Source organism: Candidatus Nitrospira allomarina (assembly GCF_032050975.1).
Taxonomy (GTDB): domain Bacteria; phylum Nitrospirota; class Nitrospiria; order Nitrospirales; family UBA8639; genus Nitrospira_E; species Nitrospira_E allomarina.
The window spans coordinates 3,260,256-3,282,793 of sequence record NZ_CP116967.1 but is presented as its reverse complement, the minus strand read 5'-3'; the positions used below and the strand labels follow the sequence as shown (position 1 = coordinate 3,282,793).

Genomic DNA, 22,538 nt, shown 5'->3' with positions numbered 1-22,538 from the left:
ATCAGAGTCACTTCGAATGAGTAAAGCCTTTCCTCAAATCCACATCCGCAATTTTTCAATTATTGCTCATATCGACCACGGCAAATCCACTCTTGCCGACCGGTTTTTGGAGATCACCGGTGCCGTGTCTCCACGCGAGGCCCGTGCTCAATATCTGGATGCCATGGACCTGGAGCGTGAGCGCGGCATTACGATCAAAGCGCATGCTGTCACAACACGATTTCGGAGTTCGGATGGACAGGAATACCAGTTTAACCTCATTGATACTCCTGGACATGTAGATTTTGCCTATGAGGTCTCACGCAGCCTGGCTGCCTGTGAAGGAGCACTTCTGTTAATCGATGCCACCCAGGGAGTGGAGGCCCAGACGATCGCCAATGCCTATCTGGCAATTTCGAATGATTTAGTGATAATTCCTGTCATTAATAAAATTGATTTGCCGAGCGCCGATGTCGAAGGGGTCAAAGTCCAAATTCGAGATGTGTTGGGGTTGTCGAGTGAAGAGGCATTTTTAGTCAGTGCCAAAGATGGACGAGGGGTGAGGGAGGTGCTTGAAGGAGTGGTGAAGATTATCCCGCCTCCCGTCGGTTCAATTGATCACCCATTAAAAGCCCTGATATTTGATTCCTGGTTCGATAATTACCAGGGCGCCGTGGTGCTTCTTCGAGTCATGGATGGAGAAATCACCCCCAATATGATGATTAAGCTCATGTTTTCCGGACGCGAATTTGAAGTCCTGGAGGTGGGCGTTTTTTCACCGAAACGAACCAAGGTGAATCGCCTGGGGCCTGGGGAAGTCGGATACATTTGTGCCGGGATGAAAGAACTATCTGACACTAAAATTGGCGATACCATTACGGATTCAAAGCGCCCAACAAGCATGGCCTTGCCCGGGTACCGGGACGTCAAACCGGTAGTCTTTTGCGGGTTATATACCACCGACAATGCCAAGTTTGAGGACCTGAGGGATTCTCTGGAGAAGTTACAGCTGAATGATTCCTCCTTTGTCTATGAACCGGAAACATCCCTGGCCTTGGGATTTGGGTTTCGATGTGGGTTTTTAGGGCTTCTCCACATGGAAATTATCCGAGAACGTTTGGAGCGGGAATATGGACTGGATCTGATCAGTACCGCCCCGACGGTGGTTTATCGTGTGACGACCACCAAAGGCGAAACCCTGGTCATCGACAATCCCTCAAAACTTCCGGATCCTTCACAGATCGAACGGATTGAAGAGCCTTATATTAAAGCCACCATGATTACGCCTGAGCGCTATATCGGAAATGTCCTTCAGTTGTGTCAGGAACGTCGTGGCATTCAAGTCGGGCTGCAATATCTGGATCCAACCCGATCCATGTTAACCTATGAGATCCCGCTCAATGAAATTGTGCTAGACTTCTATGATCGCCTGAAATCTCGCACGCAAGGGTATGCATCCTTGGACTATGAATTGCTCGGCTATCGCGAGTCTGAATTGGTGAAATTGGACTTATTGCTGAATGGGGAGACAGTAGATGCGCTCTCCATTATCGCACATAAAGATAAAGTGCAAAGCCGCGGGCGACAATTAGCCGAAAAAATGAAAGAACTCATTCCCAAGCAAATGTTTGAAATTGTCATTCAGGCGACCATAGGCAAACGCATTATTGCCAGGGAAACCATTGGCGCACTCAAGAAAAATGTGACGGCCAAGTGCTATGGTGGGGATATTTCCCGAAAACGCAAATTGTGGGAAAAGCAAAAAGAAGGAAAAAAACGGATGAAACAATTAGGACGTGTCGAAGTCCCTCAAGAAGCTTTTCTGGCTATTTTAAAGACCGATCCGAATTGAACCGCTGATGACCACTCAAGATCCGCAACAACCCAAAATGACCGAATCTTCCGAAAAAAATCTTCAAGAGGAATCTTCGGTTACTTCAAGTTCACAGGATATGGAGATATCCAAAAAATCCATTTTTCGAGAATATGCTGAGGCCTTAATCATTGCGATTATTTTGGCACTCACCATTCGGGTCTTTGTAGTCCAGGCCTTTAAAATCCCATCAGGGTCGATGATTCCAACTCTGATGATTGGCGATCATATCCTCGTTTCCAAACTGGCCTATGGGTTTCAGGTGCCAAAAGACTGCGAGTTTCAGGTTTCGTTCCCCCCTGTGACGTGTTTTTCTTCTACGATCGTGATGAATTTTGATCCTCCGTCGCGTGGAGATATCATCGTGTTTCGTTACCCGGAGGATGAAAATAAGGATTTTATCAAACGGGTGATCGGGCTTCCTGGTGATACCATTCATATTCAAAATAAACACGTGATTGTGAATGGACAGCCTTTGTTGGATGAGGGTTTCACGCAGAGGGTCGACCCTGGAATTATTGATGGCCGCATCAATCCTCGGGATAATCTTGGGCCCCTAACCGTCCCTCCGGACTCCTACTTTGTGATGGGTGATAACCGTGACCAAAGTTTGGACAGTCGGTTTTGGGGGTTTGTGCGAATGGATAAAATTAAAGGCAGGGCCTTCCTCGTGTATTGGTCATGGAATGGGCAGGGAGCTTGGACCGATTGGATCCGATGGGAACGAATCGGGAAGATCATTGAATAGTGAGGACCAACTCACTCGACTCAACCAAACTTCAGGCTTGTGCTGACTCAAGGATGAAACCGCTATCTGTTGTCCCATCGATTTCCTCTCGGAAATTCAAGGAGTATATTCAACGCTTCTCCCGTGCTCGCATTCTGGTTATCGGAGATCTCATTCTCGATCATTATGTCTGGGGAAAGGTGCATCGCGTCTCTCCGGAAGCGCCCGTACCGATTGTTCATGTGGACTCTGAATCGTACAGAATGGGTGGGGCAGCGAATGTGTATCATAATATTCTGACATTAGGTGGACAAGCTGAATTGTGCGGCATGGTCGGTGCGGATCATGTTGGGAAACAATTCCTTGCTGACATTCGACGATCGTCCCCGTTTACTGCCGGTGTGTTCGTCGACTCTAGTCGCCCTACCATTAAAAAAACCAGAGTGGTAGCCCACAATCAGCAAATTGTTCGATTTGATGTGGAACAACGCCATGACATTTCGTCTCGACAGACCAAGAAAATGATAAAACATGTGGCTTCCCGTCTTCCTGAAGTTTCCTGCCTGGTGATTTCCGATTATGCGAAGGGCATGATCACCGTTGACCTGATGAAAGCCATTCATGTTCTGGCTAATCAATTCGGCGTTCCGGTCGTAGTGGATCCGAAGGTTGAGCATATGGCGTATTATCAGGGAGTGACAGTTATCACACCCAATCATTTCGAAGCCAAACAGGCAGCAGGATTCCTTCCAAGCCAGGATGTTCCGGTTGAACAAATCGGCCTGGCTCTCCAACAACAATTACAGTGCCAGTCAGTCGTGGTCACGAGGGGAGAAGAGGGAATGAGTATTTTTGAAAAGACGGGCCAATCATGGACCATCCCGGCCGTGGCTCGACAAGTCTATGATGTCACCGGAGCAGGCGATACGGTCATCAGTACTCTTGCATTAGCGTTAAGTGCAAAAGCCCCACTTCCTGAAGCTGCGGTATTAGCCAATCAGGCTGCAGGTATTGTGGTGGGCATGGTGGGTACCGCCACAGTGACGCGGGCGCAACTTCAAGAGGCTTTGTTCCATGGCCACAAATGATTCCCACGTCAGCCTGTGTATTCCTGCTCGTTACGGATCGTCACGATTTCCGGGGAAGCCACTCGCCCTCATAGCTGGAAAGCCCCTTATCCAGCATGTCTATGAAGGGGTTCAACAGGTTTCGCAGGTGGGGCAAATCCTGGTTATTACCGATCAGGAATCCATTGAACAAGGGGTTAAGAGTTTTGGTGGAGAAGTCTGTCTCGTTAAGGAATTCTGTCGAACCGGAACGGACCGGGTGGCGAAAGTGGCTTCCCGATTGAAATATGACGTAATTGTGAACTTACAAGCTGATGAAATTCCGCAACACCCTGGGTTGCTGGATGATCTCATTCTTCCTTTTTTAGCTTCTCCTGCAGGGATGGGGACGTTGAAAAGACAGCTACACCGCACACAGGATCTAACCAATCCGTCAATCGTAAAGGTGGTAACCGATATCAACGGGCAGGCCCTGTATTTCTCACGGAGCCCGATACCCTGCTGGCGCGATGGGGTACCTGCTGGGAATAATCAAATCGCCTATATGCATGTGGGAGTATATATTTTCAGAAAATCAGATCTATTACGATTTGCCGGGCTGCCATCGGGATATCTAGAAGAGGCGGAAAAATTGGAACAATTGCGGGCGTTGGAACATGGCCTTCCGATAATGGTTTGGGAAACGGAACACGAATCGATTCGTATAGATACTCCTGAAGATGTTTTGACTGCTGAGGGTCTTTTATCCAAGAACTTTTGTGAGCCGAAAGAGAGACTATTGGACCGGAGAGAGGGTTGAAAATAGATAGAACAATATGGTGGAGTCGACAGATCAAAGGAAGGCCCTGTGGGTCATTATCCAACTAACCAGAAAACATTATGAGTAAATTTCTTTTTGTGACAGGTGGAGTAGTTTCGTCCCTAGGGAAGGGATTGTCTTCTGCGGCGATCGGGCATTTATTGGAAAGCCGTGGCATGACAATCACCTTTCTGAAGCTGGACCCCTACATTAATGTCGACCCCGGTACGATGAATCCCTATCAGCACGGGGAAGTCTATGTCACCGATGATGGAGCGGAAACTGATTTGGACCTGGGGCATTATGAGCGATTTACCACCGTTCAGTTGCATCGGGAGAATAATTGTACGACAGGACGGATTTATGAATCGGTGATTCAAAGGGAGCGAAGAGGAGAATATCTTGGAGCGACGGTTCAGGTCGTCCCCCATATTACGGACGCCATAAAGCAGACAATTCTCAATGTGGCCCATGACGTGGATGTGGTGATCGTGGAAATTGGCGGGACTGTTGGTGATATTGAAAGTTTGCCTTTCTTAGAAGCCATTCGACAAATGCCCTATGAGGTTGGTCGGGAAAACGTCATATATATCCACCTCACTTTAGTGCCCTATATCGGAACGGCCGGTGAACTCAAAACCAAACCCACGCAGCATTCCGTCAATAAACTTCGTGAAATCGGCATTCAACCCAATATCCTGTTGTGTCGGACCGATCGATTTCTCCCTCCTGGCGTGAAAGATAAAATTGCCATGTTTTGTAACGTGGATAAAGGTTCTGTTATCACGGCCAAAGATGTGGATTCCATCTATGAGGTACCGATTATCCTGAGAAAAGAAGGCCTGGATGAACTTATTGTTCGTTTACTCCATCTTGAAACGCGCCCACCGAATCTTCGGGATTGGGATATTTTAGTCCAGAAGATTAAGCGGCCACGACATGAAGTCACCATAGCGCTGGTTGGCAAATATGTAGAGTCTCGAGAATCCTATAAAAGTGTGTCGGAAGCCTTAACTCATGGCGGATTACACGATGAAACAGGGGTTCATATTCAATGGGTGGAGTCGGGGGACATTGAAAAGGACGGCCCTGAGCGTTTGTTAGCTGATGTGGATGGAATCTTAATTCCTGGAGGGTTTGGCCTTCGAGGAATAGAAGGAAAAATCGATACGATCCGGTATGCCAGGGAGAGGCATCTTCCCTTCTTTGGCATTTGCTTGGGTATGCAATGTGCGGTGATTGAAATTGCCAGAAGTCTAGGCGGACTTCAGCATGCCAATAGTTCGGAATTCAATCCGGAGACGCCGTATCCCGTAATCGACCTCCTTCCCGAACAACGATCCATTCAAGAAATGGGGGGGACGATGCGATTGGGAGGCTTTCCCTGTCGGTTGACTCCCAATACGCTTAGCTTTGCAGCCTATGGGCACTCGGACATTCGTGAACGACACCGCCACCGCTATGAATTTAACAATGAATATCTGGAAGCTTTGACCTCAAAGGGTCTGACGGTTAGCGGGACATCCCCCGACGGAAGACTTGTAGAAATAATTGAATTGCACGGGCATCCCTGGTTTGTGGGTACACAATTTCATCCTGAGTTTCAGTCTCGACTGTGTTCTCCTCATCCTCTTTTTTCTGCATTTATTGGCGCCGCACTTCAAAGAAAATTCGGCACGTAACGAACTGGATTTATCATGGCTCAGCCAACTCAAGTCGACATTGGCCCGTTCTCCGTGGGCGGGAGTTGTCCCCATTTTTTAATTGCGGGACCGTGCGTGATCGAAAGCGAGAAATTGGTTATTGAGACCGCTGTTGCAATTGCGGAAATTGCCAAAGATCTCCGCATCCCATACATCTTTAAGGCGTCCTATGATAAGGCCAATCGCACTTCGATTTCTTCATTCCGGGGGTTGGGCCTCAAGGAAGGATTGAAAATCCTCAAGAAAATTAGCCGGGAGTTAAGTATCCCCATTCTAACGGATATTCACGAAGTTCAGGACGTGTCTCAGGTTGCTGAGATTGTAGATGTATTACAAATTCCGGCTTTTTTATGTCGACAGACCGACTTGCTAATTGCTGCCGCACAATCCGGTCGGGTGGTCAACGTGAAAAAAGGACAGTTTCTATCCCCTTGGGATATGGCGAATGTTGTCCATAAACTGCAAGAGGCCGGGAGTAGAAAAATTTTCTTAACTGAGCGGGGGGCTAGCTTCGGCTATCAAAATCTTGTCGTCGATATGCGCTCATTACCCGTTATGAGAAATCTGGGATATCCGGTGGTGTTTGATGCCACTCATAGCGTGCAATTGCCTGGTGGGGGGGGGACGGTTTCTTCAGGACAACGGGAATTTGTGGCGCCATTAGCCCGTGCAGCCGCTGCGGCTGGATGTGACGGATTCTTTATGGAAGTCCATCCTCGTCCTGAAGAGGCACTATCTGATGGGCCAAACATGATAAGATTGAGTGAGTTGCGAGGTTTATTAGCACAACTTCAAGCCATTTGGCAGGTAACCGGAAAGGGAGAAATCTCTCCTCTTACTTGAGTTTTTATAAAGAAATTTTTTAAATTTCATGAATCAATCTGAAGTAGTCAAAGAAAAATCTGAACAAAATGATGTAATTATGGGAGAAGTCTATCTCAATCTTCCAAATTCTCTGACTCTCTTGCGCATCCTGTTAATTCCTGTTTTTGTCTGGCTTTTCTCTGAATCTAGTCCTGACCGGGCACTGGCAGCGGCCCTTGTGTTTGCTTGTGCGGCTTTCACGGATTTTCTTGACGGGTATTTGGCCAGAAAAAGTGGTCAGATCACCAATTTAGGGAAATTGCTGGATCCGGTCGCCGATAAACTCCTGGTGGCCTCTGGACTTATTCTTCTTGTGCAATTTCAGCGTGTTGCGGTGTGGTTGGCTATTGTGATGATTGCACGCGAAATGATTGTGACAGGAGCCAGGGTGGTCGCAGCGAAAGAGGGATTTGTGGTTCCAGCGGACTCTCTTGGGAAATTCAAAGTCATCGGGCAAATCGGAGGGATTCTGTGCCTTATTCTTCAAGGCGTTTGGGCTCAAAGTGAGGGACCATTGGCTACTATTGGAACCGGACTTTTGTATATTGCCTTGTTTTTCTCTTTATTTTCCGGCTGGCGATATCTCATGCAAATCTTTAAGAAAATTAGTTCACAATATTGGTAGGAGTGTTCATAAGTCGCTCGGAATGGAACTATATTTATTAGGAGTGGTCGGCGCCTATCTCTTAGGATCTATCCCATTTGGCCTAGTCATTTCTCGCATTTTCGGAGCAGATGACCCCCGCACACATGGAAGCCAGAACATCGGTTTTACCAATGTTCTGAGAGTTTCAGGGAAAAAAGTAGGTATATTAACTCTCATTGGGGATTTAGGGAAAGGAACGGTTGCGACCGTTGTCGCTGGATTCGTCGGATTTCCTTGGCTCTGGATTCTTGTCATAGGCTTTTCGGTCATTCTTGGTCATATCTTTTCTATTTTTTTAGGATTTAAGGGGGGAAAAGGAGTCGCAACGGCCTTAGGAGCCATTCTTGGCATACATCCTCTGATTGGATGGCTTCTTGTTGGTATATGGTTAGGAGCAGTCTTGGTTTTTGGATATTCCTCAGGTGGCGCACTGCTGGCTTTTAGTGTATTTCCATTCTTGGCCTATTTCATGACTTTCGACTTCTATTTCTGCTTGTTTGCTTTCGGAGTGTCTGCTGTCATTTTTTTCTGTCACAAAGAAAACATTCTCCGTCTTAGGCAGGGGACCGAAAGCAAAATGAGGCTATTTTCTATTTAACATAATATTTATTATCCGACTCTGCACAAATGTAAGGTTTAGCATGAATTTTGTTTATTTTTCACCAATATTTTCATTATGTTGTCTTCTTTTGTGTATTTCTCCGTCAGCCGCAGTCAGTCAAACAGCCAAAGAACTTAGAGGACTAGAGCTTCTTGAAGATATCGAACAGGCCATCACCAGCCTGGCTGAACGTGTGACCCCTACGGTAGTCAATATTACACCGATTCGTGAAATCGCTCAGGGACAAGGGTTTCAGCGACGGGCGCCATTTTCTCAAGGGAGTGGCTCGGGTGTTATCGTGAGGGAGGATGGCATTATCGTAACCAACAACCATGTAGTTGGGGAAGACGCCAGGGAGGCAGATGTCCGGCTATCCGATAAGTCCAACATGGTTGCTCGGGTGATTGGACGTGATAAAGAAACCGATATAGCGGTCCTCAAAATTGAATCTGACCGGAAATTTCCAGTTGCTCATTTTGGGGACTCCGATGCCTTAAAAGTCGGTCAATGGGTATTGGCTGTCGGAAATCCGATGGGGTTAGACCGCACAGTGACCTTAGGTGTGATCAGTGGGATTGGAAGGGAACGACTCAATTTATCCCGGTATGAAAATTTCATTCAAACGGATGCCGCAATCAATCCAGGGAATTCAGGAGGGCCGCTCTTTAACCTTCGAGGTGAAGTGATCGGGATCAATACCGCCATAATCCATATGGCACAAGGCATAGGATTTTCCATTCCGGCCGATATGGTTTCGCGGGTGGTGGATCAACTGGTGTCCCGGGGACGAGTGGTTCGTGGGTGGCTTGGTGTCGGTATTCAATCTCTCACGAAAGAACTTGCGGAACAATTTGGGATTAAGGAAGGCCATGGGGTCCTCGTCAACGAAGTGTATGAACACGATCCCGCCCATGTGGCCGGGATTAAACCAGGGGATATCATTGTAGCGGTAGACGACAGCTCGGTTGATTCGCCTAACCAACTGTCGAGACTTGTTGCGCGTGTTGGACCTGGTGAGAATGCCAAAATTCTTGTGTTACGGGACGGAAAAGAATTGACCTACTTGGTGCCGATAGTGGAAAGACAGGAAAAATCCACGTTGGCCTCACTCCCCTTGGAAAAATCAGAGGTCTCCCTAGGGCTTGACGTCCAAGGGCTTACAGCTGCACTCGCTGAGCAATTTGAATTAGAAGAAACCGTGGGCGTGCTTGTGACCAAAGTTGAACCAGGTGGTCTCGCAAACTCCGAGGGGATTCAGGAAGGAGATTTGATTAACGAGGTTAATCGGAAAACGGTCCGGACCGTTACGCAATTTTCCGAGGAAGTCGCCAAAGTGAAGCCCGGTCAAACTATATTACTTCGAATTATTCGAAAGACAAGGGCATTTTTCATTGTGATCAAAACGCTGCCTTAAAACCTCCCACAGTATGACAGGGGGTCAGTGGGACGAAACAGTTTCCTTTTTATGTTCTTCCACAATACGATTAAGACAATCCTTCGGTACCTCCTCGTAGCCCGAAAACTCCATCACATAACTACCCTTTCCAGCCGTCATGGACGTCAAGGAAGGAGCATACTTCAGCATTTCCGCTAACGGCACAAAGGCCTTCACAATTTGATTGTGTCCCTTAGTCGCCATTCCCTGTATGCGTCCACGGCGCGAGTTAAGGTCTCCAATCACGGTTCCTACCAAATCATCCGGGACTAGCACATCTACGGACATGATGGGTTCAAGAATCGTGCAGTGAGCGGCCTCCAGGGCATGCTTGAGGGCCATTGATCCGGCCACTTTAAAGGCCAATTCCGAAGAATCAACTGGATGGTGAGATCCATCATAGACAGCCACGCGAATGTCCACGATGGGAAATCCGGCAACAATCCCATGTTGCAGAGCCTCGATCACTCCCTTTTCCACCGCAGGGATGAAATTCCGTGGTATGACCCCACCAACAATTTTGTTGTGAAATTCAAATCCAGCCCCTCGGGGAAGAGGCTCAATTTGTAGCCAACAATCTCCATATTGTCCATGTCCACCGGTTTGTTTTTTATATTTTCCTTGGGCCTGAGCCATACGATGGATCGTCTCCTTATAGGGGACTTTCGGCATGTGCAAGTCCACCTCAACACCATACTTGCGTCTCAGTTTGTCTAAAGTGGCATCGATGTGGCTCTGCCCTACTCCACTTAACAGCATTTCCTTTGTCTCTTCATTCCGGAGAAACTCGAGAGAGGGATCTTCTTCAACTAATTTATGAAGACCTAAACTGACTTTGTCAATTTCATTCTTGCTTTTTACCTCTAAGGCATACGACATGACCGGCCGCGCTATTTTCAGTCCTGGGAAAATAATGGAATGTCGTTCATCGCAAAGGGTATCGCCGGTTTGAGTATCTTTTAATTTACCAATGGCCACAATATCTCCGGCGGAGACCTGATTAACCTGGTGATGCTTCTTGCCCACCGAGAAAAAAAGATGTCCACCCTTCTCCTTGGTCTGCCGGGAGGCATTATAAAATCCTGAATCTGCCTGTAAGGTCCCGGACAGCACTCGCACAAATGATAGACGCCCCATAAATGGATCGATGGTGGTTTTAAAGACGAAGGCTGAAAATGGATCATGAGGATCAGATTTTCGTTGACCTTCGTCATGGGTCTGAGGTTGCAGGCCGATGTTGGGATGAAGACTGGAACGATCGGAAGGAGACGGGAGATAACGTTGTATCGCATCGAATAGGGTTGTGGTTCCAATATTGCGAATAGCAGATCCGCACAACACCGGAACAAACTTCCCGTCTAATGTGCCGAGCGTCAATCCATCCTGTAAGTCTTCATTTGAGATCTCACCTTGGGAGAGATATTTTTCCACCAATTGATCATTCGTTTCTGCCACCTGTTCCATAGCTCGGCGCCGGAATTCACTAGCCATGGATTGGTGTTCTGGAGAAATCTCTGTTTGGTGGGTTTTGGGCGTGCCGGAGGCCGGAGTTATGACACTCCTCGAAATGAGATCAATTACCCCAGTCAGCGTGCCTTCTTTTATAACAGGAATGGTGATTGGAACTGCGGTGAATCCCAATGTTTTTTCACACTCTGCCAAAGTCGAGCGATAGTCTGTTCGTTCTTTATCCAGTTCATTAACAAACAGGAGACAGGGAAGTTCGTGTTCCTGAATAAGGTCCCAGACTCGTTCGATTTCTGACCGTAGCCCTGTACTGGCCCCTACAACAAGCACCACGCCATCCACCGCCCTGAGGGCGGATTGAACCTCAAAGCCATAATCGCTCATTCCCGGTGTATCTATAATATTGACTTTTGTGCCCTGCCATTCGAACTGGCAGATGGTCGAACTAATGGAATGATGCCTGTGGACCTCTTCGGGTTCAAAATCACCCATGGTATTTCCCTGAGGAATGGACCCCATGGTCGGGATGACTCCCGTGGAAAAGGCTAGTGCTTCACAAAGGGTGGTCTTTCCTGCCCCCGGGTAGGAACAAATGACCACGTTACGGATGGGTGGGGCGGATTCGTGTGGCATGCGAACCTCCTCTCAATTTCCTTGAATTTTAGGTAGGAGAGGAAGGAGTGTCAATGAAAAAGAACAATGTCCTGTCAGGAGATCAACGCTCTTTTGATTTTATCGTCAGTAGACCGACAGATAAGACTTCAAAAAATCTGCACGGTGATTTGCGGTAAAAAATATTCAGGCAAAATTTTCCTAGTAAATTCTGAGATTTTCCCTTGAAAATGGATTCGAGCCTTTTGTTCGAAAATTCTGGCATTCAGGTTGCTCTAGTGTCGTATCCAAGAGAGTAAAATTGATGCCAATTCCGGGGTGGCCCATACACCGGTATCAATGACGATACGATGTAAGTCGTTTCATCTCTCGCCTGTCTACTAGTACAGGCTGATGCAGACATCAGGATCTAGTGGGATCCAGGGAAAGTCTTGCCTTAAAAAGTAGGTAATAACACTTATTTTCAGCGGGGGATCGCATGAGCACATTGACACCAGAGTTGGCAGGAATAACTTCAATGCATCAATTTGCTGGATTGAAGCAGGTATCTCAGGAGTTAGTTCCTGGTGATCCTTCTGGAATACGTGACCTCTCGCCACTTCCCTTCTCTTTGCATTGCCTGGGAGGGGTTTGGGACGGGTATCTTGTTGGAGGGCACAAAAACAATATGCTATTGCGTTTGACCGGATTCCCTCCCATAGAACTCTCGCAGATCATTGAGTTGGAATATGGCATTTCAGGTCAAGATCTCCCTCTCAAAAAGTTTCATGGAATGATTAAAGATATACAGGTGGAACCAGGTCAAACCGCTTGGGAAGGGACAACTAACATTCTTTTAGACTGCCCAACAGAGAATGATGCCATGGGTTCCTTTTCGTCCGGTACGAGAGTTCTGCTCCCTGAAGAAGAGAGTCTCATGGTACAGGGACATGTTTTGAATGGTTCGTTCAATTCATCCTGGAAAATGCTTAACCACGAACTCTCCGACGCAATATCAATTGTTTCTTTTCGTGAGAAGGAAAAAGAAGTGAAGGGTGGGTCCCTTATTCTTCAAAAAACGGGCGTATCCAGCAGTCGTCTCACCATTAAAAAAGGCAATGGGCAGCGGATTAGTGCCTACCATGACCAACCGATTGAGGGAAATTCAACAGAAAGACCTGTCGTCGTTATTGCCCCGGGGTATGGGGAAACAAAACGGGATTATTTGACCTTGGCGTATTACTTTGCCAGTAATGGATTTCAAGTCGTGCGCTATGACCATACCAATCATGTCGGCGAGAGTGATGGACTGCACTATCAGGTATCCCTTTCATCAATGAAAAATGATTTTCAGACTGTAACCCGATATGTGAAGGCTACTTGGCCGCACTCAGCCATAATCGGTGTGGCGGCCAGCTTGGCCTCGCGGGTCGCTCTCAGAGCCGAGGCCGAATGTCCATCATTATCCCTGTTGATCATGCTCATGAGCATTGTCAATGTCCAACGGTCTGCAGCCACGGTTCATCAGGAAGATCTCTTTGCAGCCTATGGGAATGAGCAGTGCCCTGCCTCGGCAAATTTTTTGGGCTTCAATGTGGGCAATCAATTTTTGGGTGATGCCATTGCCAACAAATTTGTCACGCTTGAGCACACACTGTTTGATGCGAAATCCCTAACCTCCCCTGTCATCCTGGTTTCCGCTGAAAAGGATGCCTGGGTTGCTCCCGATGATCTTCAAGCGTTTCGGAATGCATTGGATCGACATCTTGAGCATTGGATGGTGGTACCAGATGCCTTGCATCGCCTACAAGAAAACCCCAAAAGAGCCCGTGAAACCTATCAACGACTCATTGCACGATGCCATGAGCAAGTGAATCAGAAAGCAAAGCCGGATGTGATCCACACCCCCAATCGATTAGACCTGGGACGCCAAAATCGACGGGAAAAATCTGCTCAACAACAACAGGCCGAGACCGACGTCGGCACCGGCTTTTGGCAGGATTACTTGGGCCACTTCCAGTCGGTAGCCCAATGCCGGGATTATGTGAAACTTCTTGATCATGTATTTCATGTCTTAGGCCCCATCACTCCTGGCCAACGGTTTCTGGATGCCGGATGTGGAAATGGCAATGCCGGCTTATATTTTTTGAATAGGCTTTCCTCTACCATTTCGACTGGGATCCCGTTCCTAGAGAAGTACATTCAATATGTGGGGATTGATGTCGTTCCTGACGCGTTGAAACGGGCTAACAACGCCATGCGTGCCGCCACCACAAATTGCCAACATGGCATGACCTCGCCGACACCCTTCGTCTCAAAGGCATGGGCGCACGTAGATTTAGGTCAGCCGCTCCCCTTTCCCGACAACCGATTCGACCGGATTGTCTCCAATCTGGTGATTGGATATGTCCAGGATCCAGGCGCTACCTTACGAGAACTGTATCGTATTCTCGCTCCAGGGGGACGAATCGTTATTTCCAATTTAAAACCGAATGGGGACTTTTCCGGCATCTACCAGAGTCTGGTCAGTAGTGCTGTTCTCCCACAACAACGAGAGGAAGCACGGGATCTATTGAATAATTACGGGAAAATCCGACAGGCCGAAAAAGAAGGGCAATTTTGTTTTTATGATCAAACCCAATGGGAATCGATCATCGCCACCCTGGGCTGTACGAATGCGGGTATTTTTTCAACTTTTGCAGGACAAGCGTATCTCGTTGTTTTAGACAAACCTATTGTCTGCACACCAGCGCAAAAGCCAATCATCCAAAATGCAGAACCATGCTCTATCCGAAACCAGCTGCCAGAGATTCTGAAGCAAGTGGCATAAGATCGCCCCTTTCTATCTATCAAATATTTTTTAGGAGAACCGCATGGCGTGGATATGACCTCAGTATGACAATGACGGCCTTTGATTGTACAGAAGAGTGTCGTTCATGGAAGTATAAAGAAGAGACATCCCCCGACGACATTTCTGAACTTCACTCTTTTGACTTCTGCCTGCATTTATTGTCCAATAAGCCTTCAAAGATGTCAGAGCCAATGATTCTAGGGTAATCTCTCATCTGTCATTGTTTTAGACGTGAATTTTTACGCCTTCAGCGGACTCCTGAATGGTCTGGCCGCCACAGCCTCCGGCCTTATTGTCTATGCCAAAAATCCTCATAGCTCCAAGCATCAAGCCTATGCCCTGTATTGTTTAGCTGCCGCCATTTGGGGATACGGGTATTGCGCATGGCACCTTTCCTCCACTCACGACCTTGCCCTGCTCTTTGTTCGATTGTTAATGGCCGGAGCCATTTTTCTTCCCCCAGCCTACCTGTGGCACGTCCTGACCTTATTGGATGATGTGGAAGCAAACAGATGGATTATCCGTTTTGGATGGGGAGCAAGTCTTATTTATTTCGGCGCGAATTTTACCACCTATTTCGTGGCTGATGTCCATCATGTCGGTGATTTTCCATTTTGGCCGAAACCCGGTCCCTTTTTTCATGTCTATCTCCTGGGATTTGGCTTATCGACTATTTATGGCACGTGGTTGCTTTATCGGGGAGCTCGGACCAGAACTGGTCCTGAACGTTCCCGATTTTTCCTTCTCACTATCGGATCAGTCATTGCATACTTAGGGGGAATGACGACTTTTCCGCTCTGGTATGGAATTGAAATCCCACCAAACGGCACAATCCTACTGACGGTTTATACGTCGGTCGTCGCCTATACGCTCCTACGATACAGACTCATGGATCTCGGGACGGCTGTTGAAAGAAGCATCACGGGAGGCCTCTTGTTGGCACTCGTGGCTTTCCCTGCCTATCCGATCCTCCTCCTTGGCCAGAGTCTGTATTTTGGACAAATTAATATCGCCTATTCTTTTGTAGAACTTACCGTGTTGCTCATCTTGGTGCTTGGAGCGTCCTCCTTGAAGCGGGAAGCAAAAACATTAATCACGAAATCACTGTTCAAGGAACGATATAATCGACATGAAACTGTGGTACATTTCTCTAAGTCCCTCCTCTCCATCTTGGAATTAAAAGATTTGACGGCAACTATCGTGGAATCCATTTGTCCCACATTAGGATTGCAATGGGGAGTTTTATATTTACGAAGCTCCAGCAGTCAGGATTATCGACCGGTATCCAGCTTTGGAAAATCCACCACAGATCTTCCAGTTCTCTATTTGCATAAAACGCCTACGTTGCTCGAAATGTGGAGACAAGGCACGTCCTGTTTTGTCATCCATGAATTGGAACTCTCTACCATCAACTCCGACTCGGAAGCCGTCATCGCGCAGCTCGCCCATATTGGAACAGAAGTTTGTTTGCCCTTGGTTAACAAAACCCGGCTATTAGGTTTTTGTGTGTTTGGACCTAATACAAAAAGTGGAGGGGGGTACACGACCCAGGATTTGAATTTATTAACAACCTTATCCCAAGAAGCGTCCGTAGCGTTAGACAATGCCTTGCTTTATGAAGAGCTCAAGCGCTCCCAATCGTTAGTTCGTCGAACGGATCGCCTTCGTTCTCTGGAGACCATGGCCGGCGGATTGGCTCACGAAATTAGAAATCCCTTGACCTCGATTAAAGCCTTTGTGGATCTGGCACCTGAACGAAAGGATGATGAACAGTTTCTGGTTCGATTCAGTAAGGTCGTCAAAGAAGATGTGTTTCGAATTGAGCGGCTCACTCGAGAGATCTTGGATTATGCCAAACCCATCGAACCGTTTCTCAAGGAAGAAGATCTCAATGATATTGTGGAATCCTGTCTGTATACCCTCAGAATTCGACCCTCTCATGAATTAATTGTTGTCGAGACAGATTTGGCTCATGGGTTGCCAAAGGTATTTGCCGATCGGCAGCAATTGAAGCAGGTGTTCCTCAATCTGTTGTTTAATGCCGTGGAAGCCATGCTCCCGGAGGGTGGGGTGTTAACGGTGCGGACTCGAAAGATTGGATCAGGTGTGGCTCAGGGTTGGGTGCAGGTGGACATACACGATACTGGGAAAGGGATAAATCCGGAAGACATCGACCATATATTTGATCCTTTTTTCACCACAAAGCACTTGAGTCAGGAACATGAGGGAACAGGTTTAGGATTGGCCATTGCCCATCAAATCATTCAAGAACATCGGGGAAGTATTGAGGTCCAAAGTGTGAAAGGAGGGGGAACCACGTTTCTTGTGAATCTCCCAAGTTCTCCAGCACCCACATCAGTTTCTCCAGCCCAGAGTGTGTCCCCAACGTCCGAACTCCCCAATCTTGATTGAAACACCCCTATAAAATTACGAGAGGGAAGGACTCTGAATCAAGGCATATTCACGCTTTATAGGCCATAAGGAATTGGGATATGAATGGATATACAGAACGGCTATCCAGAACGCGGAAGGCGTCCTTCAACCAATTGACCCTCCCAATCCCCTGTTCCCTTTTTCAGATGAAGAAGCCGTGAATGAGTGAGTCCAGCTCTTTGAAGCCACTCTCGAACATTTCGCACGGAATAGGTGTTGCCCCGTTGGGTATAGAGCAACATGGAGACGGCAAAGAGATTGGCTTCAAGGGGCTGAAGTTCGTTTGGATCCTGCAAAAAGGTATCTTGAATGAGCAGCCGTCCACCAGGATTGAGAATTCGTTTAATTTTTTTGAAAATTTTCAAGTTGTCTGCAGGAGAATAGATATGAAGGACATTGGAATACCAGACAACATCATAGGTTCCTGAGATGCGTGCTGTTAAAAAATCACCAGCTTGATAGGTCAAGCGACTACCCAAAGAAGACTGTTCCGCCAGCGTACGCGCGACGTCCAGAGCGGCAGGCCTATCCATCACTGTAACGTGAAGTGTTGGATTTTGCGCTAAGAAGGCCAGAGCATAGGTGCCAGGTCCCCCGCCTAAATCCAGTAGGGTGCGATCCGCCTTCAGAGAAATCTGTTGGGCAACCTCCCTGGCCGGTTGGATCGACCGGTGATGCATGGCCCAGGAAAACGATCGTCGATATTCCGTGGTTTCCGGTTCCTGGCTGTCCAGTGGCTGACCGACACGAATCACTTCCGTTAAATGAGACCATTCGCTCCATTGACGCTGCATGAGCGCCAGATAGTCTCCTTGAAAGTCCCTGCTGGATTCCTGGAGATAGCGTTTGGAAAACGGAGCAAGACGGTATCCTGATTGTGACTTGACCAATAATCCGACACTGGCAAGATTCCGGCACAAGATTGCGAGTCCACGTTGGCTCACCCGTACTCGTTTGGCTAACTCCGGAATCGTCCAAACCCGATCATTCATCTTCGTAAATAAATTTAAATCTAATGCTGAGAAAATAATTCTTGGCAATCGAAAGGCATACACGGCCTCTCGAAATTGCTTGAAGGATTTAATGGAAATTGGAATCGGTTTCACAGAGATTTGGCTAATCTGAGTGAATGGCTCGCTGTGCGAATCGGATATGTAGTTAGTGCGTTGAGAACCATGTCAGACAGGTCTTGATTTGTTGATGGAGGTCAGCAAGGTCTCCGAAGTCCACCGGGCGTTCATAGTAAGCGGCCACATGCGACTCATTCATCTCAATCCGTTCGGTGAAACCGAGACGCATGAGCTTTGGCCGGTATTTGGAAACAGTCTGTTGTAGGTAAAATTTGGCTTGTTTGGCAAGTTCGTCGGTTCCTAAATCCTCTGGCGTCCCATCCGACAGCATGCTTTTCATATCCTCCAGGTCGTATCCCGCCATGCACACCAGCTTGCCGTCGGCAGTAATTTCAAGCAACCAGTCCTCGTCCGGTAAGGGAAGGGTTAAAGCTTCCATAGCATCGATATCCATCCACCCGTGAATTTCATCCACAAGATAAATTTTGGCATCAGGCCATAGAGTTGAAGGAGTGCAAGACTCACTCATGAGTTGTTCCAGTTCTGGCGCTCAGCTGGAATTCTAAAGCCCGTAGTCGCTGTGTATTTTCGTTGAGTTTTGGCAGTTGATATTTTTGGTCTATGCGTACAACTTTTTGTAAGTAATGCACGGCTTGGCTCCATTGACCTTGGGCTTCATGGCAACTGGCAAGAACATACCAGGCACCGCCCATTCGCAGTTCATCTTTCAACCGTCTGGCAACATCCAGGCTGGTCAAGATACAGGATTGCGCCTCCTCAAATCGTCGTTGACTTAAATATAACCGTGCCATCATACGAAAGACATCGGATTGTCCGGCCTCATTCCCGACCCGACGCATTAAGATCAAGGATTCCTGGTAAAAGGCGAGCGCATCCTCTTCCTTGCCCGTTTCCCTCGCGACTAATCCCAAATCGGAGAGTAACACTGCCTTTCCGGCATAGTCGGACAACTGATTCATTAAATCCAAAGCTTCAAGATAATACGCCCGGGCGCGTTCCCATTCGCCAGCATCGGCCGACAGGTTACCCAAATTGGCTAAAGTCGTACTAATCCCCCGTTCATCACCCAGAATTTTTTGCAGCTCTAACACCTCACTATAATAGGCTCTGGCTTGTTCCCGACGACCACTCACGGCGCAAATGTTACCCAAATTGCCCAGTGTGGTGGCCAACGACCGTTGGTCTCCATTTTGACGATCAACTTCTAGTGCTTGCGCATAACATTGAAAAGCCTCGGTATAAAAACCTTTGGAAAAATGGCGATTGCCTAAAGAGTTGAGATTGGCGGATTGAGACCAGGCCATGGGTGCTCACGTGTGGTCACAGTGCGGATGAAAAACCTTGCAGGCCATTTTGAGGTTTTCCATTCATTCATTTGCCAATAATTGTTCAAGTGCAGGCTTGGCTCCGGTTAGCAGGGATGTTCCATCTCCCACCAGGAGGCTATCAAAGGTATACTTTAATAATCGACGAAGACTGCCGCGGGCTTGAACAATATCAACATATTTTTCCGAAGGCAGAAGCCGGAGCGAACCTGGAGGATCTCCAATAATTCCATCTCCCACAATAAGTATCCCTTGACCCTGCTGCAAAAATAACGCACTTTCTCCTGGAGATTTTTGATGCGAAAGCTGAACAACCCAAATTCCCCCTGGAAGCAATTCCCCATCTTTAAAGGTTTTATCAACGGGAAGGGTCATCTCCTTGGCATCTAATTCCGGCGCCATTACCTGACAGTTAAACATTTTCCGGAAATTGGCTGCTTCCCGTTCATGGTCTCGATTGGTCAAGATTATATAATCTAGAGCCCCTCCCCGCTGCGTCATGGCCCTATCACTGTCATTCATGGGAGGTGGGTCGACTAATATTCGATGTTCCCCCACGGCCAATAAATGACCGTTAAAATTAAGCTGTTTTTCCTCAGAGAACCAGGACCATTCAGAAATATTGGGCAGAATGGTTTTCATAAGGTTTCCAGTGTTTCTTGGAGAAGGGCTGTGGTTTTGGCCTGGACCCCTGGTTCTTCTGGAAGATCCAACATGTCATCCTCATGGACCGTAATAAATTTACGATTGGAGCCTTTAGTAAGGGAAATGAGTAAAAGACTGCGCGAAGGAGTGGTGGGAATAACGACCTCAACGCCCGCATCAAGAGATTTCACGATCTCAAGAAATTTTTGTTTTCCGTCTTCTAGTTCGTCCATAGTGCCCTAACGTTCGGGTCAAGAATGTGAAAAAAGTAGTCCTCGACCTACATGGCCGAGGATGCAGGCGGTGCCTCCAACAATTTCTCTACTTCCTGAAGAATCGCTTCATGTCCGGCTAATGTACCGTCAGTAAAGAAATTCCCAACACGCTGCCAACGAATCAGGCCATTTTGATCAATGACATACACATTGGGAATAAATTTTCCCCCGCCATAGAGTTTATCTGTTTTCTTTTCGGGGTCAAGAAGATAGGGATATGTAATTTTCAAGGGAAATCCTTGTAGGAATTCCCGGACATCTTCCAGCGAATCTCCAGATGAATTAACTCCGATCACCGCTACAGGCTTGTCTTTTATGGCATCATGTACCCTCTGGAGATTAGTGCTCTGGATTAAACACGGCTCGCAAATATGAAAGAGTCCCAGAACCACCACCTTACCCTTAAACTGGTCAAGAGAGAGAGGTTGTCCATCCAGACCTGTCAGTGAGAAATTAGGAGCGGACTCCCCAACTTTAAAGAAGCTTCCCGCCTGTACGACAAAACCGGCACTCAGTATTAAGATGATTACGATCAATACCTGAAGAATATTCCTTTTCATAGGCTCCTCCTGTTCATGGTGCCTCCGAAGGCTTGTAACCAGAGATTGAACCTTCAATTCCTTGAAAGCCTAACACACGAATTTTTGGGGCGGCAACAAAGGGGAAATACATTTAAGAGCGAGAAAGTTGATCCGGTTCAAATAATCCGAGTTGCAGTTGTTCGGCTTTGGTCAACATGATGGGATAGTTATCAGTAAAACAGGCATTGCAATAATGATGGGAAAAGCCCGGAGCCATTGCCAACATACCTTCTAGACTAAGGTACCCCAAACTATCAGCCGTCACATAACGACGAATTTCTTCAATGGTGAGATTTGATCCTATGAGTTCTTTTTGAGTCGGCGTATCAATGCCATAATAACATGGGGCAATGACCGGTGGAGAACTGATGCGCAGATGAATTTCCCGAGCACCGGCCTGTCGAAGCATTTTGACAATTTTCCGACTGGTGGTGCCACGAACCAGGGAGTCATCCACAACCACAATCCGTTTCCCTTCCAGGACATCCGGGACCGGATTCAGTTTCAGCTTTACGCCAAAATGGCGAATGGCTTGTTGCGGCTCAATGAAGGTCCGTCCCACATAGTGATTTCGGGTTAGTCCGATCTCAAACGGTAACCCCATGCCTTCGGCATAGCCCAAGGCGGCAGGAACACCGGAATCCGGAACAGGAATGACCATGTCTGCGTCCGCTGGACACTCCTTAGCCAGTTGACGCCCAAAGGCTTTACGAACCGGATATACGGCATTCGGCCCAAAAATTTTCGAATCCGGTCTCGCAAAATAGACGTATTCAAATACACATTGGGCACGCGAACGTTGGAGAAACGGATGATAGGAGGTCAATTCGGTACCCTGAATGACAATAATTTCTCCCGGTTCAACTTCACGGACGAACTTGGCATCAATCAGGTCGAAGGCGCACGTCTCGGATGCCACGACCCAACTGCTTTTATACCGCCCTAAACACAGCGGGCGAAATCCAAACGGATCCCGGGCGGCGATTAATTGATCATCTGTCAACAGCACCAAGGAATAAGCCCCTCGAACCAGACTTAATGCGTCAATCACCCGATTCACAATTGTATCTCCCTTGGAGTGAGCAACCAGGTGAATGATGACCTCGCTATCGGAGTCCGATTGAAAAATAGCCCCATAGGCCTCGAGTTCTCCTCGAAGCACCCCGGCATTCACTAAATTTCCATTGTGGGCCAACGCCAAATTGCCAAACGCGAAGTTGACGGACAAGGGTTGAACATTTTGCAACTGTCCACTGCCTGCCGTAGAATATCGGTTGTGCCCGATCGCCTTTGTTCCCGGAAGTTCGCGTAACGTTTTTTTTGAATAAATATCAGCAACAAGACCTAGGCCTTTTTTTTGGAAGAACTGCTCTCCATCGGAAGAAACAATACCTGAGCCTTCCTGCCCCCGATGTTGTAGGGCATAGAGGCCCAGGTACGTAAAATTCGCAGCTTCTTTCGATCCCGCAATTCCAAAGACAGCACATTCTTCATGAAACCCGTCCGGGGAAGGCAGAGACTCTACCATCGGTAACTTTTTCATTGTGTCCTCAAACAGGCCAGATCGTTCTGAGCGGCCCTAAAA

General features: G+C 47.6%; 19 protein-coding genes. 11 read left to right on the top strand and 8 right to left on the bottom strand.

Going from position 1 to position 22,538, the window contains the following annotated elements; translation table 11 throughout:
* Positions 1 to 16: 16 nt before the first annotated feature.
* The 9 genes from lepA (at position 17) to PP769_RS14560 (ending at position 9,673) form a co-directional block, all read left to right on the top strand.
* The gene (gene lepA, locus PP769_RS14600; RefSeq protein ID WP_312641400.1) at positions 17 to 1,831 is read left to right on the top strand and encodes a translation elongation factor 4; all 1,815 of its coding nucleotides are present in this window, start codon (positions 17 to 19) and stop codon (positions 1,829 to 1,831) included.
* 100 nt (positions 1,832 to 1,931) lie between these two features.
* On the top strand, positions 1,932 to 2,600 hold the full coding sequence (lepB, locus tag PP769_RS14595) for a signal peptidase I (protein ID WP_376753450.1): 669 nt from the start codon (positions 1,932 to 1,934) through the stop codon (positions 2,598 to 2,600).
* Between the two features lie 53 nt (positions 2,601 to 2,653).
* Positions 2,654 to 3,667, top strand: coding sequence for a D-glycero-beta-D-manno-heptose-7-phosphate kinase (gene rfaE1, locus PP769_RS14590; RefSeq protein WP_312641395.1), 1,014 nt, complete (start codon positions 2,654 to 2,656; stop codon positions 3,665 to 3,667).
* Entirely contained in the window at positions 3,654 to 4,445 is a 792-nt protein-coding gene (gene kdsB / locus PP769_RS14585) for a 3-deoxy-manno-octulosonate cytidylyltransferase (protein WP_312641393.1), read from the top strand. Before rfaE1 ends, kdsB begins: the two co-directional genes overlap by 14 nt.
* A gap of 80 nt (positions 4,446 to 4,525) precedes the next feature.
* On the top strand, positions 4,526 to 6,127 hold the full coding sequence (gene pyrG / locus PP769_RS14580) for a CTP synthase (protein WP_312641391.1): 1,602 nt from the start codon (positions 4,526 to 4,528) through the stop codon (positions 6,125 to 6,127).
* A 15-nt stretch (positions 6,128 to 6,142) separates the two neighbouring features.
* Positions 6,143 to 6,991: a 3-deoxy-8-phosphooctulonate synthase gene (gene kdsA, locus PP769_RS14575; RefSeq protein WP_312641389.1), complete on the top strand. Its 849-nt coding sequence runs from the start codon at positions 6,143 to 6,145 to the stop codon at positions 6,989 to 6,991.
* 28 nt (positions 6,992 to 7,019) lie between these two features.
* Positions 7,020 to 7,637 (top strand): CDP-diacylglycerol--glycerol-3-phosphate 3-phosphatidyltransferase, encoded by a 618-nt coding sequence (pgsA, locus tag PP769_RS14570; RefSeq protein ID WP_312641387.1) that lies wholly within the window; start codon positions 7,020 to 7,022, stop codon positions 7,635 to 7,637.
* Entirely contained in the window at positions 7,558 to 8,256 is a 699-nt protein-coding gene (gene plsY / locus PP769_RS14565; protein WP_312641385.1) for a glycerol-3-phosphate 1-O-acyltransferase PlsY, read from the top strand. Before pgsA ends, plsY begins: the two co-directional genes overlap by 80 nt.
* Before the next feature lie 43 nt (positions 8,257 to 8,299).
* The gene (locus PP769_RS14560) at positions 8,300 to 9,673 is read left to right on the top strand and encodes a trypsin-like peptidase domain-containing protein (protein WP_312641384.1); all 1,374 of its coding nucleotides are present in this window, start codon (positions 8,300 to 8,302) and stop codon (positions 9,671 to 9,673) included.
* Positions 9,674 to 9,697: 24 nt separating this feature from the next.
* Here PP769_RS14560 and fusA read toward each other — a convergent pair whose 3' ends face one another.
* Positions 9,698 to 11,794 (bottom strand): elongation factor G, encoded by a 2,097-nt coding sequence (fusA, locus tag PP769_RS14555; RefSeq protein ID WP_312641383.1) that lies wholly within the window; start codon positions 11,792 to 11,794, stop codon positions 9,698 to 9,700.
* Between the two features lie 457 nt (positions 11,795 to 12,251).
* Here fusA and PP769_RS14550 point away from each other — a divergent pair, with 457 nt between their 5' ends.
* Together PP769_RS14550 and PP769_RS14545 are read left to right on the top strand one after the other, a co-directional pair.
* Positions 12,252 to 14,582: a methyltransferase domain-containing protein gene (locus tag PP769_RS14550; protein ID WP_312641382.1), complete on the top strand. Its 2,331-nt coding sequence runs from the start codon at positions 12,252 to 12,254 to the stop codon at positions 14,580 to 14,582.
* A gap of 252 nt (positions 14,583 to 14,834) precedes the next feature.
* Entirely contained in the window at positions 14,835 to 17,015 is a 2,181-nt protein-coding gene (locus PP769_RS14545; RefSeq protein ID WP_312641381.1) for an ATP-binding protein, read from the top strand.
* A gap of 101 nt (positions 17,016 to 17,116) precedes the next feature.
* Here the strand turns inward: PP769_RS14545 and PP769_RS14540 are convergent, their stop codons facing one another.
* The 7 genes from PP769_RS14540 to purF form a co-directional block, all read right to left on the bottom strand.
* Positions 17,117 to 18,142: a class I SAM-dependent methyltransferase gene (locus PP769_RS14540; protein WP_312641380.1), complete on the bottom strand. Its 1,026-nt coding sequence runs from the start codon at positions 18,140 to 18,142 to the stop codon at positions 17,117 to 17,119.
* Positions 18,143 to 18,194: 52 nt separating this feature from the next.
* A complete protein-coding gene (locus PP769_RS14535) occupies positions 18,195 to 18,635 on the bottom strand; it encodes a hypothetical protein (RefSeq protein ID WP_312641379.1) in 441 nt (146 codons plus the stop codon).
* Positions 18,628 to 19,431, bottom strand: coding sequence for a tetratricopeptide repeat protein (locus tag PP769_RS14530; RefSeq protein WP_312641377.1), 804 nt, complete (start codon positions 19,429 to 19,431; stop codon positions 18,628 to 18,630). Before PP769_RS14530 ends, PP769_RS14535 begins: the two co-directional genes overlap by 8 nt.
* 63 nt (positions 19,432 to 19,494) lie before the next feature.
* Positions 19,495 to 20,094 carry an MBL fold metallo-hydrolase gene (locus tag PP769_RS14525; RefSeq protein WP_312641375.1) on the bottom strand — a complete coding sequence of 200 codons (600 nt, stop codon included), beginning with the start codon at positions 20,092 to 20,094 and terminating at the stop codon, positions 19,495 to 19,497.
* Positions 20,091 to 20,330: a hypothetical protein gene (locus PP769_RS14520; protein WP_312641374.1), complete on the bottom strand. Its 240-nt coding sequence runs from the start codon at positions 20,328 to 20,330 to the stop codon at positions 20,091 to 20,093. Before PP769_RS14520 ends, PP769_RS14525 begins: the two co-directional genes overlap by 4 nt.
* 47 nt (positions 20,331 to 20,377) lie before the next feature.
* A complete protein-coding gene (locus PP769_RS14515) occupies positions 20,378 to 20,932 on the bottom strand; it encodes a peroxiredoxin family protein (RefSeq protein WP_312641372.1) in 555 nt (184 codons plus the stop codon).
* 112 nt (positions 20,933 to 21,044) lie between these two features.
* Complete coding sequence (gene purF, locus PP769_RS14510; protein ID WP_312641370.1) at positions 21,045 to 22,496, bottom strand: amidophosphoribosyltransferase; 1,452 nt, start codon at positions 22,494 to 22,496, stop codon at positions 21,045 to 21,047.
* Between the last annotated feature and the right edge of the window lie 42 nt (positions 22,497 to 22,538).

Coding starts and splice junctions, on each gene's coding strand:
- kdsB (WP_312641393.1), top strand. CDS start 3,654: ATGGCCACAAATGATTCCCACGTCAGCCTGTGTATTCCTGCTCGTTAC.
- lepB (WP_376753450.1), top strand. CDS start 1,932: ATGGAGATATCCAAAAAATCCATTTTTCGAGAATATGCTGAGGCCTTA.
- pgsA (WP_312641387.1), top strand. CDS start 7,020: ATGAATCAATCTGAAGTAGTCAAAGAAAAATCTGAACAAAATGATGTA.
- kdsA (WP_312641389.1), top strand. CDS start 6,143: ATGGCTCAGCCAACTCAAGTCGACATTGGCCCGTTCTCCGTGGGCGGG.
- PP769_RS14535 (WP_312641379.1), bottom strand. CDS start 18,635: ATGAGTGAGTCTTGCACTCCTTCAACTCTATGGCCTGATGCCAAAATT.
- fusA (WP_312641383.1), bottom strand. CDS start 11,794: ATGCCACACGAATCCGCCCCACCCATCCGTAACGTGGTCATTTGTTCC.
- purF (WP_312641370.1), bottom strand. CDS start 22,496: ATGAAAAAGTTACCGATGGTAGAGTCTCTGCCTTCCCCGGACGGGTTT.
- PP769_RS14520 (WP_312641374.1), bottom strand. CDS start 20,330: ATGGACGAACTAGAAGACGGAAAACAAAAATTTCTTGAGATCGTGAAA.
- PP769_RS14530 (WP_312641377.1), bottom strand. CDS start 19,431: ATGGCCTGGTCTCAATCCGCCAATCTCAACTCTTTAGGCAATCGCCAT.
- PP769_RS14550 (WP_312641382.1), top strand. CDS start 12,252: ATGAGCACATTGACACCAGAGTTGGCAGGAATAACTTCAATGCATCAA.
- rfaE1 (WP_312641395.1), top strand. CDS start 2,654: ATGAAACCGCTATCTGTTGTCCCATCGATTTCCTCTCGGAAATTCAAG.
- PP769_RS14560 (WP_312641384.1), top strand. CDS start 8,300: ATGAATTTTGTTTATTTTTCACCAATATTTTCATTATGTTGTCTTCTT.
- lepA (WP_312641400.1), top strand. CDS start 17: ATGAGTAAAGCCTTTCCTCAAATCCACATCCGCAATTTTTCAATTATT.
- PP769_RS14525 (WP_312641375.1), bottom strand. CDS start 20,094: ATGAAAACCATTCTGCCCAATATTTCTGAATGGTCCTGGTTCTCTGAG.
- PP769_RS14515 (WP_312641372.1), bottom strand. CDS start 20,932: ATGAAAAGGAATATTCTTCAGGTATTGATCGTAATCATCTTAATACTG.
- pyrG (WP_312641391.1), top strand. CDS start 4,526: ATGAGTAAATTTCTTTTTGTGACAGGTGGAGTAGTTTCGTCCCTAGGG.